The organism is Cobetia sp. 5-11-6-3, from assembly GCF_013374055.1.
Classification (GTDB): Bacteria; Pseudomonadota; Gammaproteobacteria; order Pseudomonadales; family Halomonadaceae; genus Cobetia; species Cobetia marina.
In genome coordinates, this window is sequence record NZ_BLWJ01000004.1 from 192,158 (window position 1) to 206,216 (window position 14,059).

Annotated in this window: 14 protein-coding genes; 10 read left to right on the top strand and 4 right to left on the bottom strand. The window is 64.4% G+C overall.

The features are described 5' to 3' along the window. The first annotated feature begins 5 nt into the window (after nt 1-5). The 10 genes from fliI to fliR all read left to right on the top strand — a co-directional run bounded on the left by fliI (nt 6) and on the right by fliR (nt 8,272). Nucleotides 6-1,364 carry a flagellar protein export ATPase FliI gene (gene fliI / locus HXS66_RS08860; protein WP_166018053.1) on the top strand — a complete coding sequence of 453 codons (1,359 nt, stop codon included), beginning with the start codon at nt 6-8 and terminating at the stop codon, nt 1,362-1,364. A gap of 40 nt (nt 1,365-1,404) precedes the next feature. Beyond that, a complete protein-coding gene (gene fliJ / locus HXS66_RS08865) occupies nt 1,405-1,854 on the top strand; it encodes a flagellar export protein FliJ (RefSeq protein WP_176503333.1) in 450 nt (149 codons plus the stop codon). Between the two features lie 26 nt (nt 1,855-1,880). Beyond that, entirely contained in the window at nt 1,881-3,359 is a 1,479-nt protein-coding gene (locus HXS66_RS08870; RefSeq protein WP_176503334.1) for a flagellar hook-length control protein FliK, read from the top strand. Between the two features lie 178 nt (nt 3,360-3,537). Further along, nucleotides 3,538-4,026 (top strand): flagellar basal body-associated protein FliL, encoded by a 489-nt coding sequence (gene fliL / locus HXS66_RS08875; RefSeq protein WP_176503335.1) that lies wholly within the window; start codon nt 3,538-3,540, stop codon nt 4,024-4,026. A 6-nt stretch (nt 4,027-4,032) separates the two neighbouring features. Then, nucleotides 4,033-5,049 carry a flagellar motor switch protein FliM gene (gene fliM / locus HXS66_RS08880; RefSeq protein WP_176503336.1) on the top strand — a complete coding sequence of 339 codons (1,017 nt, stop codon included), beginning with the start codon at nt 4,033-4,035 and terminating at the stop codon, nt 5,047-5,049. Further along, nucleotides 5,042-5,512, top strand: coding sequence for a flagellar motor switch protein FliN (gene fliN, locus HXS66_RS08885; protein ID WP_107334750.1), 471 nt, complete (start codon nt 5,042-5,044; stop codon nt 5,510-5,512). Before fliM ends, fliN begins: the two co-directional genes overlap by 8 nt. A 13-nt stretch (nt 5,513-5,525) precedes the next feature. Beyond that, entirely contained in the window at nt 5,526-6,167 is a 642-nt protein-coding gene (gene fliO, locus HXS66_RS08890; protein ID WP_176503337.1) for a flagellar biosynthetic protein FliO, read from the top strand. Nucleotides 6,168-6,229: 62 nt separating this feature from the next. Beyond that, nucleotides 6,230-6,997 carry a flagellar type III secretion system pore protein FliP gene (gene fliP / locus HXS66_RS08895; RefSeq protein ID WP_176503448.1) on the top strand — a complete coding sequence of 256 codons (768 nt, stop codon included), beginning with the start codon at nt 6,230-6,232 and terminating at the stop codon, nt 6,995-6,997. Nucleotides 6,998-7,152: 155 nt separating this feature from the next. Then, nucleotides 7,153-7,422, top strand: coding sequence for a flagellar biosynthesis protein FliQ (gene fliQ / locus HXS66_RS08900; protein ID WP_166018069.1), 270 nt, complete (start codon nt 7,153-7,155; stop codon nt 7,420-7,422). A gap of 52 nt (nt 7,423-7,474) precedes the next feature. Then, complete coding sequence (fliR, locus tag HXS66_RS08905) at nt 7,475-8,272, top strand: flagellar biosynthetic protein FliR (RefSeq protein ID WP_255303173.1); 798 nt, start codon at nt 7,475-7,477, stop codon at nt 8,270-8,272. A 119-nt stretch (nt 8,273-8,391) separates the two neighbouring features. Here the strand turns inward: fliR and flgL are convergent, their stop codons facing one another. From flgL to HXS66_RS08925, 4 genes are all read right to left on the bottom strand, one after another. Next, nucleotides 8,392-9,651, bottom strand: a complete 1,260-nt coding sequence (flgL, locus tag HXS66_RS08910; protein WP_176503338.1) for a flagellar hook-associated protein FlgL — start codon at nt 9,649-9,651, stop codon at nt 8,392-8,394. A gap of 10 nt (nt 9,652-9,661) precedes the next feature. Next, complete coding sequence (gene flgK / locus HXS66_RS08915; RefSeq protein ID WP_176503339.1) at nt 9,662-11,293, bottom strand: flagellar hook-associated protein FlgK; 1,632 nt, start codon at nt 11,291-11,293, stop codon at nt 9,662-9,664. Nucleotides 11,294-11,451: 158 nt separating this feature from the next. Further along, nucleotides 11,452-12,906, bottom strand: coding sequence for a flagellar assembly peptidoglycan hydrolase FlgJ (flgJ, locus tag HXS66_RS17355; protein ID WP_218015158.1), 1,455 nt, complete (start codon nt 12,904-12,906; stop codon nt 11,452-11,454). Further along, complete coding sequence (locus tag HXS66_RS08925; RefSeq protein WP_373996125.1) at nt 12,906-14,045, bottom strand: flagellar basal body P-ring protein FlgI; 1,140 nt, start codon at nt 14,043-14,045, stop codon at nt 12,906-12,908. Before HXS66_RS08925 ends, flgJ begins: the two co-directional genes overlap by 1 nt. Between the last annotated feature and the right edge of the window lie 14 nt (nt 14,046-14,059).

The window sequence follows — 14,059 nt, forward strand, 5'->3', positions numbered from 1 at the left end:
ACGCCATGAGCCCCTCTTCCGCACAGCAATGGCGCAGCGCGCTGGGCGCCATTCGTGAGCGCGTCGAGAGCCTCGAGCCCCAGCGCAGCAATGGCCGCCTGGTGCGCGCGACCGGCCTGGTGCTGGAAGCGGTCGGCCTGCGCCTGCCGGTGGGTGCCAGTTGTCTGGTCGAGCTGGGCGCGAACCTGCCGCCGGCCGAGGCCGAGGTGGTCGGCTTCGCCGATCAGACCCTCTACCTGATGCCCATCGACCCGCTCAGCGGCGTCGCACCGGGCGCGCGGGTATTTCCGCTCGGACATGGCAATGTTGGCGAGCGACGCTATCCGGTCGGCGAAGCGCTGCTCGGGCGGGTCGTCGATGGCGTGGGTCGCCCGCTGGATGGCCTCGGCCCGCTGGAAGATGTCGAACATGCGCCGCTGGAGAGCCGTCCGCTCAATCCGCTCGAGCGCGCGCCCATCGACACGCCGCTGGATGTCGGCATACGTGCCATCAATGCCTTGCTGAGCGTCGGCCGTGGCCAGCGCATGGGGCTGTTCGCCGGTTCTGGCGTCGGCAAGAGTGTGCTGCTGGGCATGATGGCGCGCTTCACCGATGCCGATGTGATCGTGGTCGGCCTGATCGGCGAGCGTGGGCGCGAGGTGCAGGAATTCATCGAGAACATTCTCGGCGAACAAGGTCTCAAGCGCGCCGTGGTCGTGGCCACGCCGGCCGACATGACCCCGTTGCATCGCCTCAAGGGCGCCAGCTACGCGACGCGCATCGCCGAGTCCCTGCGCGACAAGGGCCAGAATGTGCTGCTGATCATGGATTCGCTGACCCGCTACGCGATGGCCCAGCGCGAGATCGCTCTGGCCATCGGCGAGCCACCGGCCACCAAGGGCTATCCGCCCTCGGTATTCGCCAAGCTGCCGGCGCTGGTGGAACGCACCGGCAACGGCCGGCGTGGCGGCGGGTCGATCACCGCCTTCTATACCGTGTTGACCGAAGGCGATGACCAGCAGGACCCCATCGCCGACAGTGCGCGCGCGATTCTGGATGGGCATATCGTGCTGTCGCGGCGCATCGCGGAAAGCGGCCACTATCCGGCCATCGATATCGAAGCCTCGATCAGCCGCGCCATGTCGGCGGTGGCGCCGGAGCGGCAGCTCACCCGCGCCCGTCGCTTCAAGCAGTTCTATTCCAGTTATCAGCGCAATCAGGACCTGATCGCCATCGGTGCCTACCAGCCCGGCAACGACAAGGTGCTCGACGCCGCGGTGCGCCTGCACGAGCCGATGGGACGTTTCCTGCAACAAGGCACTACACAGCACGCAAGTCTTGCCGATAGTACGAACATGCTCGAACAATTACTGGCCCAGCCATGATGGCCGCCTTCACCTGTCATTGATCGGGAACCCTCACTGAATGGCCATCTCAACGTCACGTTTCGACACCCTGACCCAGCTGAGCGAGCGCCGGCGTGATGGCGCTGCGCGCCAGCTCAACAGCCAGCGTCAGCGTCAGGAAACCGCCGCCCAGCAACTGGTCACCCTCGAGCAGTACCGTCTCGACTACTGCCAGCAGATGCAGGCACGCCTGACTCAGGGGCTGGACCCGGCCAGCTGGCACAACTATCAGGCCTTCATCGCCTCGCTGGACAAGGCGATTGCCCAATGTCGCGCTCGGGTGGCCCAGGAACAGACCCAGACGCACCATCAGCATCAGCGACTGGTGAAGGAACAGCAGACCCACGCGGCCTGGCAGGGCCTGGCGGATCGCGCCAGCCTGAGCGCCGCGCTGCAGGCGCGCACCACTGAGCAACGCCAGAGTGATGAACAAGCCACCCAGGCCTGGTTACGCCGCGCCAATGGCTGAAGACGGCCAGTCGGAGGAGTGACACCATGACGGACACTGCACGCATCTCGATGTTGTCGGCCACCTCGCCAACCAGGGCGCCGACCAGCGCCAAGGCCTCCACTGAGGAGACTCGCTCGCGCGACGACGTCAGCTCGGCTTCCTCTGAGAGCGCCTTCGAGGCACATCTGTCACGCGCCCAGCGCGAGGATCGTCAGCAGGACAGGCAAGCGGCGCTGGTGCAGACGCAAGCGCAAGACGCACAGCAGCAGCGTATCGAGCGTCGCGAGGCCGCCGAAGACAAGCATGCCCAGCACCTCGAGCAGGCTCAGGCAGCATCGTCAGACACCTCACCCACTCAGGACCCGGTCGCTGCCGCCCTCCAGAGTGGCAACATCCCGCCTGCCCAGCCCTCATCGGCAAGCCAGACAACAGGACAGCCATCAGCGCAGCCACTCGAGGCCTCACGACTGGATAGCAGCGTCGAGCGCGGCATCTCGCGCATGCAACAGCTGCAGCAACTCACGCAAGGCGGTCAAGACGCCTCTGGCAGCGACGAGGCAGCACTGAAAGCGGCAGCGGCAACGCCCGCTGGCGCGCAGGCACTCTCTTCAGCGGGCAGCACAGCGGCCAACTCGGCAGGCAACTCGGCGCTGCAAGGTGACTGGCTCGCCGCGCTGCGCAACCCTGCGGCGGCGGGGCTGGACGGCGCCATTGCGGATCAGACGCCCACCGGCAGGTCCCCCGCGACAGCGGCAGGCAGCCTGAGCACGGATGCGCCCTCCTCGCTGACGGATGGCGCGCTGGGCCCGCTGACCGAGGAGGCCATTGAAGGCATCACCGCCAAGGCCGACGGCGCCTTGCTTGATGCCAATTCTTCACGTAGCGGTGGCGATCAGTCCCTGCTCTCGGGTGCGTCATCTGCTGGCGTGTCAGTCGGTGCGTCGAGTTCGAGCGCTGCAGGCAGCACCGCCATGCTCAATGGCTCGGGCAATCCAGCAGCCAATCCAGCGGGCATGGCGCCACAGGCTGGCACCTTGATCCCCGCAAGCGTCGGTACTCAGGCCTGGCAACAGGCACTCAGCGAGCAGGTGGTACGCATGCAGCTGAGCAAGTCGCCACAGGCCGAGATTGCGCTCAATCCGGCCAACCTGGGCAAGCTGACCATTCGCCTCAACATCGGCGAACAGGGCACCAGTGCGCACTTCGTCGCGGGCCACCAACAGGTGCGCTCGGCTGTCGAGTCATCCCTGAGCGAGCTGCGTCAGGCGCTGGAATCCCGGGGGCACGAGCTGACGGCGATCAGTTTCAGTGCTCAGGACGACACTCCGGGCGACACACCTGACGGGGCGGCGGACAACTCGGCCAATCAGGGTCAGTTCGCCCAGCACCTCGAGGGTCAGCCGGCGAGTGATACCAGCACAAGCGCTGACGCCATGGAGGGAAGCCTCGCCGCGGGCAATCTCACAAGCAATCTTGCAAGTGCATCCCAGGCAGCCTGGGGACGCCGTGAATGGCAGGCATGACGGGCCTGGCGCTTGCCAGGTGCTTGTGTCAGCGGCTCCCGTCAGGTGGCTGTCAGATGAGCCCGCCTGGCGCGTCATCATTCAAGTAAGCGCTCGCACGTGGCGTTATTCCGCCGTTCGATCACCACGCCTTCGGTCATACTGGCCCCGCCACCGACTCCAGGGACACCGCACCACGATGTCAACGATTATCACCACCCCCGCCAGTCAGCGTCGCTCCTGGCTGCTGATCGGGGTCATCAGCCTGATGAGTGCCGTGATCGCGGCGCTAGTGGCCGTCTATTTCGCATTGCCGATGCTCAGTGATCAGAAGGCCGCACAGGACGTCGAGCCGGAAGTCGTGGTCGTGCCACCGCCGGTCTTCATGCCGCTGGCGCCCTTCACGGTCAACCTGGAAAGCCCGCGCGGCAATCGCCTGCTCTATATCGGCATCACGCTCAAGATGGCCGATCAGGAGGCGGTGGCGCGCGTGGAAGAACTCAAGCCCGAACTCAAGAGCCGTCTGCTGCTGTTGCTGTCGGGCCAGAGCCCGGATGAGCTGATCACCCAGGCCGGCAAGCAGACACTGCAGAGCACTCTGACCGAGGCGCTTTCGCGCCCCTATAGTGAAGGCGGCCAGCCACTGGCCATCTCCGGCGTGCTGTACAACGACTTCATCGTGCAATAACTGGCCATGGCTCAAGACGATCTGCTGTCACAGGACGAAATCGATGCTCTGCTCTCCGGCGTGAACGGTGACAGCGGTGCGACGGCTGACGCCTCGAGCACGCCCGGCGAAGCGCGCATTCGCCCCTTCGACCCGGCGAGCCAGCACCGCATCATCCGGGATCGCCTGCATGCCCTGGATATCATCAACTCGCGTTTCAGTCGCCAGTTCCGCATGGGGCTGTTCAACCTGATCCGCCGCGGCGCCGATATCACCGCCGGGCCGGTACAGTTCCTGAGCTACAACGAATTTTCCCGCAACGTGCCGGTGCCGACCAACATCAATCTGTTCACCATGAAGCCGCTGCGCGGCACCTCGATGCTGGTGTTTCCGCCAAGCCTCGTGTTCATGGTCGTCGACAGCCTGTTCGGCGGTGATGGTCGCTTCGTGACCAAGTCAGAGGGAAGGGAATTCACGCGTACCGAACAACGCGTCATCCAGCGCCTGATGGAGCTGGCCTTGAATGCCTACCGCGACGCCTGGTCGGCGGTATACGCCGTGGAAGCCGACTATCTGCGCAGCGAGATGCAGGTCAAGTTCGCCAATATCACCAGCTCGCCCAACGAGATCGTGGTGTGCACCAGCTTCCATCTGGAGGTCGGCAATCACAGCAGCGACTTCCAGATCTGCCTGCCCTACTCGATGATCGAGCCGCACCGCGAGCTGCTCTCGAGCCCGCTGCAGGAAACCAGCGCCGAGGGTGACAGCCGCTGGGGCGAGCGCCTGCGCAAGGAAGTGCGCGCCACCGATGTCGAGCTGCACGCCGACTTTGCCAGCATTACCACCACGCTGGGCGCCTTGGCCGAACTTGCCGTGGGCGATGTGCTGCCCATCGAGAAGCCCGAGCGCGTCAACGCCTACGTCAACAATGTGCCGGTGCTCGAAGCCGGTTTCGGTCGCGCCAATGGCCACCGCGCCCTGCGCGTGACCCGCATCATCAATCATCCGATCAACACTGCCAGCGAGGACAGCGGCGATGAGTGAGCCCAATTCGCCAGACGCGCCCGCGCCCAAGGCCACCCCGAATTCCCCGACATCCGGCACTGATGACCCCTGGGCCGATGCGATGACCGAGCAGATGGGCGACGAGTGGGCCAAGGCGTTGGAAGAACAGCAGAGTGAGGCTGCCCCCCAGGGCGGCGACATCTTCGAGCCCCTGGATGGCAGCGGTGGCGGCGCACGTCCGCGCGAGCTGGACATGATCATGGACATCCCGGTCAAGATGACCGTGGAGCTGGGGCGCACGCGGCTGACCATCAAGCAGCTGCTGGAGCTGTCGCAGGGCTCGGTGATCGAACTGGATGGCCTGGCCGGCGAGCCGATGGACATCCTGATCAATGGTTACCTGATCGCCCAGGGCGAGGTGGTCGTGGTCGAGGACAAGTACGGTATCCGCATCACGGAAATCATCACCCCCAATGAGCGGGTACAGAAGCTCAACCGCTAAGGCTGTTCCTGTCATGACCTCCGATGCCCCTGATGGCGCGATCCTGCTGCCGGATGCCGAGAAAGCGCCCTTGAGCGCTGCCAGCGCCAGCGCCAATACCAGCACTCAAGCGCCGTCACCGGCCTTTCTCGGTAGCGACGCAAACCTGAGCGCCGACACAAACCACAGCTCACCGCTGGGGGCGGCCAGCCTGGTCAATACCGGGCTGGCGCTTGCTGCTGTGATCGGCGTGATCCTGCTGCTGGCTTGGCTGATGAAGACACTCGGGGGTGCCCAGACACTGCGTGGCAATCGCATTGCCCTGCGCCCGCTGGCGCGTCTGGCGCTGGGCCACAAGCAGAGCCTGGTGGTGGTAGCAGTGGGCAACCAGCAATTGCTGCTAGGCGTCGGGCCGGCGGGCATCACCTCCCTCGGTGAGCTGACAACCGAGAATGGCGGCTTGGTACCCGCAGACGCTGGCAGTACCCCGCCCGACGCATCGTTGGCCTCGCCTGCCTCCGCAACAGGCGGGAGCGGTGCCGCGGCCGGCTTTGCCGAGTTGCTGCGCGACCGCCTCGCCAGACGCTCGCCGGCTGCTACATCCGCCACGATGCCCTCTGATGTGACGCAAACTGCCACCTCAGACAAGACAGATGACGCGGAGCCTCGCTCATGATGGGGCTGCGGATTCTCGCTCGCACCTGGCTCATGACGGGGATGGTGAAGTTGTCGCCGGGCATGAGAGCAAGCGGGCTGAAGGCAGGAGGCCTGCTGGCAGGGCTATTGATCGCATTGTCGGCATGCCTGCTGACGAGCCAATCGGCGCACGCCGATGTGCTCAGCGGCCTGACCAGCCAGCCACTGCCGGACGGCGGCGAGTCCTGGTCGCTGAATATCCAGACGCTGATCCTGCTCAGTGGCCTCGCCCTGCTGCCGGCGGCCTTGCTGATGATGAGTGCCTTCACGCGCATCATCATCGTGCTCGGCCTGCTGCGTACCGCGCTGGGCACCGCGTCTGCGCCGCCCAATCAGGTGCTGGTCGGCATCGCACTGTTTCTGACCTTCTTCGTGATGTCTCCGGTGCTGGAGCGCATCTACGACGAGGCCTGGCAACCCTATGACAGCCAGGCCATCAGCCTGCAGGAAGCCATCGAACGCGGCGGCGATCCACTTCGCGAATTCATGCTCGGTCAGGTGCGTGAGCCGGATATCGCCCTGTTCGCGCGCCTGGCCAAGGTCGAGGAAATCCAGACCCCTAGGGACGTGCCGTGGCGGGTGCTGCTGCCGGCCTTCGTCACCAGCGAGCTGAAGACAGCCTTCCAGATCGGCTTCAGCCTGTTCGTGCCCTTCCTGATCATCGACCTGGTGGTGGCGAGTGTGCTGATGGCGCTGGGGATGATGATGGTACCACCCGCCACCATCTCGCTGCCTTTCAAGTTGATGCTGTTCGTGATGGTCGATGGCTGGCAGCTGCTGCTGGGGTCGCTGGCCGAGAGCTTCTATTGAGAGAACTTCTACTGAGAGAGCATCTACTGAGCCAGGCCCTGGCGTCACGCCGTCACCGGGCTTTCTAGTCGTGACGCGCAACCGTGCCGCGCCACCGTGCATTGCCAGCCTCGACAGCTCATATCTGCCCATCTTCCCATCGAGAACGCGCCGCCATGACCCCTGAAGTCATCACCAGCCTGGCCTCGCATGCCATGTACATCACCCTGTTAGTGGCAAGCCCGCTGCTGGCCAGTGCTCTGTTCATCGGCCTGATCGTCAGCCTGTTCCAGGCCGCGACCCAGATCAACGAGATGACCTTGTCCTTCATCCCCAAAATTCTCGGCGTGTTCGGCACCCTGGTACTGGCCGGCCCCTGGTTGCTGGAGACACTGATCGACTTCACGCGCAGCGTCTTCACCGGCTTCCCGCACCTGATCGGATGAGCGATGCAAGCCACCATGAAGCCTGACGCTTCCCCGGCAGGAGGTCGTCCCCTTGCCGAATGACCTGCTGTCCCCCGAACACCTCCAGGCCTTGCTGCTGAGCGTGATGTGGCCCTTTGCGCGCCTGTCCGGCTTCATGATCAGCGCGCCGCTGTTCGGTCACCGCAGCCTGCCCACGCCGGTGCGCCTGTTGATGGCCTTTGGCCTGGCGCTGATCATCGCGCCGCTGGTCGATAGCCCGCCCTCGTTGGATGTGCTCGGCCCGGCCGCCGTCTGGCAGCTGGCATTGCAGATGGGCGTCGGCCTGGCACTGGGACTGGTGATGCGCATCACCTTCGCCATCGTCGAGGCGGCGGGGGAATTCATCGGCTTGCAGATGGGGCTGGCCTTCGCCAGTTTCTTCTCGGCCGACACAGGCACCAATACCCAGGTGCTGTCGCGTCTGCTGGGCATGCTGGCCATGCTGCTGTTTCTGGCCTTCAATGGTCATCTGCTGGTGCTGGAAATCCTGGTCACCCACTTCCACGAGATTCCCCTCGACCTTCGCCGCATGGGGCCTGTCGGGCTCGAGAATCTGTTGCTGTGGAGTGCCAGTCTGTTCAGTGCCGGCCTGCTGCTGGCCCTGCCGCTGGTCGCCTCGCTGCTGGCGATCAACCTCGCGATGGGCGTACTCAACCGCTCGGCGCCGCAGCTGTCGGTGTTCTCGATCGGCTTCCCGCTGACCCTGTTGCTGGGCATCGCGATGCTGTGGCTGATGATGCCGGGCATGACGGACTGGCTATCGCTGCTGTTCCGTCAGGCGTTGGGCGCCTTCCAGGCCGTGCATGAAGGCTTGGGAACGATGCCATGACATGCAAGCAATGATCTGAAAAGCAAAGACCAGAACGCAAGAGCCGCACCGGATGCCATCGCGAGAGCGAGTATCCAGTGCGGCTTTTCATCATTCTTGGAGCGCGGTCACGCCATCAATCAACGCAGATAGTCGAACAGCGACATGCCCGAGATATCCGAGAACGCCTGCTGTGAGGCCTGCAGTCCCACCTGGGTCAGCGAGTAATCGGAGATCGCCTCGTTGTAATCCAGATCGATCAGGTCCGAGCGGGTCGAGGCATAGTTGAGCTCGCGGTCATCACCGATGATATCCAGAGAATCCAGCTCGTTGAGCTTGGTGCCGACATCGGCGCGCACCGTCAGTACATTGTCGAAACTGTTGCTGAACTGGCGGCTGGCGGTCGAGATGGCGTTGTTGAAGGCGGCCTGGTCGGCCTCGCTCTCGATCGGCGTACTCAGCGCAGTGATCAGCCCATCCAGATTGGCGAACAGATCGGCGCTGACCTCGCCCTCCTCGACCACCAGCAGGGTTGCCTTGCCTTCTGCCTGTGCCTCAGCGACCTGTTGCTCATCACCGGACAGCTTCATCGACAGGCCATTGAACGCAAGGGTCATGCCATCGCTGTACGCCATGGGCGATGGCAGCGGGTTGCCTTCACCATCCAGGATCGAGAGATCATTGCCATCGGCATCGGTGCCGCTGATCGAGACGCCAGCGGCATCAATGCTGACGCTGTAGGCCGCGCCATCGACCCGCGCCGCGGCGTCAATGACTTCCGGCCCCTTGAAGGTGATCGGCAAAGATGACTCGCTCTCGCTGGTCTGGCGGGCCAGCTGCTGATTGCCAGATGCCACGCCGCCAAAGATCTGGCTGCCGGTATGATTGACCTCCATCAGGCGCGAGCTGTCGACGCGTTGCTGGCGCTGCTCATCATCGCCGCGATAGCTGCCATCCTCGCCAAAGGGCGCCGTGTCACCGCTCATGCCGCCGAACAGGTAGTTGCCGTTGCCGTCGGTGCTGTTGGCCAGTCCCAGCAGCACTTCGCGACTGCCTTCAAGCTCGGTGGCCAGCGCATCACGGTCGCTGTCACTGAGGGTACCGTTGCCCGCCTGCACGATCAGGCTCTGGACACGCGTGATGGTGTCGGTGACCTGATTGAGCGCGCTTTCCTCGATGGACAGGTTGTTGCGCGCCGTGGTGCGGCTGTCACTGAACTGCTCATTGACGGCCTGGGACTGCGAGATCGTAACCGCCTGGCTGGCCGCACTCGGGTCATCCGAGGGATTGACCACGCGCTTGCCGGTGGCCAGCTGCTCGGACACCTTGGAGAACGCCGCCTGCTGATCCAGCATCGAGGTGACGCCCTGGGCATAGAGGGTTTGGGTACTGATGCGCATCACGGCCTCGTTAGCGGATGTTCAGAATGGTATCCAGCACCGTCGACGCGGTCTGGATGACCTGGGCGTTGGCCTGGTAATACTGCTGATAACGGATCAGGTCCGCGGCCTCTTCATCCAGATTGACCCCCGAGATCGACTGGTCTGCCGCCGACAGCTGCTCGGTCAGGCCCTGCTGAGCCTCCAGATTGACCTGCACCTGACGGGTCTGGTTGCCGACCTGGCTGACCAGTGACGCGTAGTGATCATTGAAGCTGCCGGCGCTGCCCAGGGCGTCTCTGCTCTGCAGTGACTGCAGGGCGAGAATGTTGCGGTTGTCGAGACTGGCGTCGCTTGAGCCCGCGGCGATCTCGGCGCCCTCATCGATCGCGACCCCGAAGGTGTCGGCGATATTGCGCGTCGGCTGGATGGTGAAGCTGTCACCGTCCGCCATGCCGGTAGCGGTGAACACCAGGCCATCCTGGCGCATCACGCCTTCGCTGTCCGGGGTCAGGGTCTGCACGGCGCCGCTGCTGAGGTTTTCCAACTGGTAGGTACCGCCGTCAAGACTAAGGCGGTAGTCATCACCAGTCAGCGCGACGCTGTAGAAGTCGTCACCTTCCTGCTGGGTGGCGGGGGCGAATGCCACCTCAAGATCCGCTCCGGCGGCATTGCCGCTGGCCGGCAGCACTTCCGGATCACCGAGGGTGAAGAAGTCGCCCCCCGCATTGCCATTGGCGTCGACACCGTCGGCGTGCTGGGCATTGAAGGTCAACGCCAGTCCCGCGGCCAACTGGCCGAGCTGATTCTGGGTCGGCTCGAGGCTGTCGGCGCGGAAGCTCAACAGCCCGCCCAGGGTGCCGCCTTCGAGCTGCCCCTCATCGATGGCGCTGGTCACGCCCGGCGCCACGCTGTAGGTGACTACCGAACGGCTCATGTCCTGCGGGTCTGGCTCCACGGCCAGTTCGTAATTGCTGCTGCCGTTGACCAGCAGCTGGCCATTGCCGAGGCTGACGCTCAGCCGACCATCCTGTTCCTGTACCTCGACGCCGACCAGCGTCTGCAGGTCGGTCACCGCCTGATCGCGCTGATCCAGCAGGCCCAGTGGCTCTTCGCCGGTACGCGCACGCGACAGGGAAATCTGCTCGTTGAGCGAGGCGATCTGGCTGGTGGCAGTGTTGATGTCGCCGACCACATCGCCGAGCTGTGCATTGACCGCAGAGTCCATGTCATCCAGATAAGCGGAGAAGGCATTGAACTGCCCGGCCAGGCTCTCGGCGCTGCCCAGCAGGCTCTCGCGCGCCGCCGGATCACTCGGCTGACTGGCCACGCCTTCGATGGCGCCGAAGAACTCCTGCATCAACGGCGCCAGGCCCGCCTCATCATCGGCGAGCAGATTGTCGATCTGGCTGATGTTGGCTTCGTGGGTCTCAAGCGCCGTGCTGGCGCTCATGGCGCTGTCCAGCTGCGCCGAGAGATAGCTGTCGGTCTGACGGCTGATCGACGCCACACTGACACCGCCACCACTGTTGCCATTCAACTCGACCGTTTCACGGCTATAGCCCGGCGTGTAGACGTTGGCGATGTTGTTGCTGTTGGTGGCAAGCGCCGTCTGGGCGGCTTGCAGACCACTGACACCGATACTCAACATGCTGCTGGCCATGGCGTTTACCTGAAAGGAACAATGGGAAAAGGGAGAAAGTGGATGACGCCACACCGGCGTACGGATACTGTGAATATCGGCGCGCCAGACGCCAACTTGAGGCCGTAGGCAGCAATAGTTGCCTGCAATTCATCAACACTGAATCGTCATCAGCGGCTTTAGCGGATCAGCGGCTCTGAACGGCCCATCGCCAACTGGATGGCGCCTGATGCAGTGCCTTCACTGCCAGTACCGATCTCTTTATCCGCCGCAGGCGCCATATCCGTCGCAGACGCCACAGACGCCACACCCGTCGCAGACACCGCATCCGTCGCAGACGCCAGCTCGACCAGCGGCTCAGCATCGCGCGCATCGAGGGCAAACAGCGGCGCGGAAGCCTCAAGCAGCCCGCGCGGGGAGCTTGAGTTGGCGGTTGCGACAGGCGCTGACGCAGGCACGGCATCGCGTGACGCCAGGCGGGTCTCCGGTGTCTCGAGAGGGCCGCTGGCCTCCAGCGGGCCGACACGACTCATGATCGAGATCAGCTTGTCGGCATAGTGCGGGTCAGTGGCGTAGCCCGCTTCCTGCAAGGCACGCGCCGCACTCTCGGCGTCCGGCGACTGGGTCACGTGGGCATAACGCCGGGCGCCGGACAGCAGGGCGGCATGATCGCGCAGTGCACTGGCCTGATCGGGATAGACGCGGAAGCTGTCTTCGAGATGCATGCGACGCCCATCGCGGTATTCGGTGGTCAGCACCGTGGTGCTGTCGCCCTGCCAGCTGCTGCCGGCCTTGATGCCGAACAGGTTATGGCTGTCGGTGCCGGCCTCGGTGTGAATGCGGCGCTCACCCCAGCCCGTTTCCAGCGCGGCCTGTGCCAGAATCAATTCTGCGGGTAGTCCGCTTTCACGACTAGCCGCCTGTGCGGCGGGGCCAAATTCCGCCACGAAGCGCTGCACATTCTCCGGCTGACGACGTAGTGGCTCACTGAGAACCGCTATACCCGTCACTGAACCCTGTTCACCGCTATCGGGCGTGCTCGCTCCTGGCCCTGACATCGACTGAGGGATTTCGGCATAGATGCCTTGGACCTCTCCACTGGCCGCGACCGCATCAAGCATCGCCATGAAGCCCGCATCCTCATTCTCGGGAAGTGCCTCCACTGAGGCATGCCAATCCTGTGCGGGTGTTACCTGCGCGGCCGATAGCCAGTCATCCTGCTTCTCAATAGAGTTCGTGGGGCTTGCAACTGTCGCGGAAGAAGTCGGCACAAGAGACGCTGCGCTTGTCGAGGCAACACTGCTGGTGCTCGAAGACAACTGCTGAATCAGGATCTTCGACAGGCCGACACCGTCGCCGACACTGGCCAGTTGCTGGGAGAGCTGCTGGTCCAGCATCGAGGTCATCATCTCTTGCTGCTGGGAGCCGGTCAGCGCTGAATTCTCGGTGGCCGAGCGCATCTGCTTGAGCATCATGTTGAGCATCAAGGCCTCGAATTGGCGTGCACTCTCCTCCAGCGCCTCCTGCTGACGCTCGCCACCACTGGTGGCCGCCCCCTTGAGGCTCGCCAGTCCCTGGGTGTCGAAGGCCAGCCGACCGGCATCCACGTTGGCACCGCTACCAAGCACACTCATCAGATCACCTCGAGATCAGCACGCAGCGCACCGGCTGCCTTGAGCGCTTCCAGAATCGAGACCAGGTCCTGCGGCGTGGCACCCAGCGCATTCAGGCCATCGACGACTTCCTGCAGACTGGCAGTCCCTTCGACCATGCGCAGTGCACCGCCCTGCTGGTTCACGCTGATATCGGGGTCGTTGACCACTGCCGTCTGCCCCTGGGACAGCGGCGCGGGCTGACTGATCACCGGATTGGCGTCGATCACCACCGACAGGTTGCCGTGGGTGACCGCCGCGCGCGCCAGGCGCACTTCGGAATTCATCACCACCGAGCCGGTCCGCGCATTGACCACCACACGCGCACGCGGCACGCCCAGGGCGACCTCGATGTTCTCGAGCCTGGCGATGAACCCGACACGCTGACTGAGATCACGCGGCGCCTGCACCACGATATCGCGGCTGCTGAGCGGCGAGGCCAGCGAGCCGCCGAAGTTGCGGTTGATGGCGCTGGCGACGTTCTGGGCATGATTGAAATCGCCCTCGAACAGGTCGAGATGGATCACGCCATTCTCATCCCCGAGACGCGTCGGCACGCCGCGCTCCACCGTCGCGCCACTGGGGATGCGACCGGCGGTCAGCTGGTTGACCTGCACGCTGGAACCGCCGGCCTGGGCACCGGCACCACCGATGATCAGATTGCCCTGCGCCAGCGCGTAGACCTGGCCATCCACGCCCTTGAGCGGCGTCATCAACAGGGTGCCACCGCGCAGACTCTTGGCATTGCCCAGCGACGACACCACGACATCGATGGGCTGACCGGAGCTTGCGAAGGCCGGCAGGCTGGCGGTGACCATGACCGCCGCCACGTTCTTGAGCTGCATGTTGGTGCCCGACGGCACCGTCACACCCAGCTGGGAGAGCATGTTGGTCAGACTCTGGCCGGTAAACGGCGCCTGGGTGGTCTGGTCCCCACTGCCATCCAGCCCCACCACCAGGCCGTAGCCGACCAGCGGGTTGTCGCGCACGCCGCGCACCTGGGCGAGGTCCTTGATGCGATCGGCCTGCGCCGATTGCAGCGTCAAGGTCAGGCAGCTCACCAGCATCAGGCAGGCGGCCAGCGCAGCGCGCCAGCGGGGATTGGGGAGCATCTCAAGCATCGGATAGCGACTCA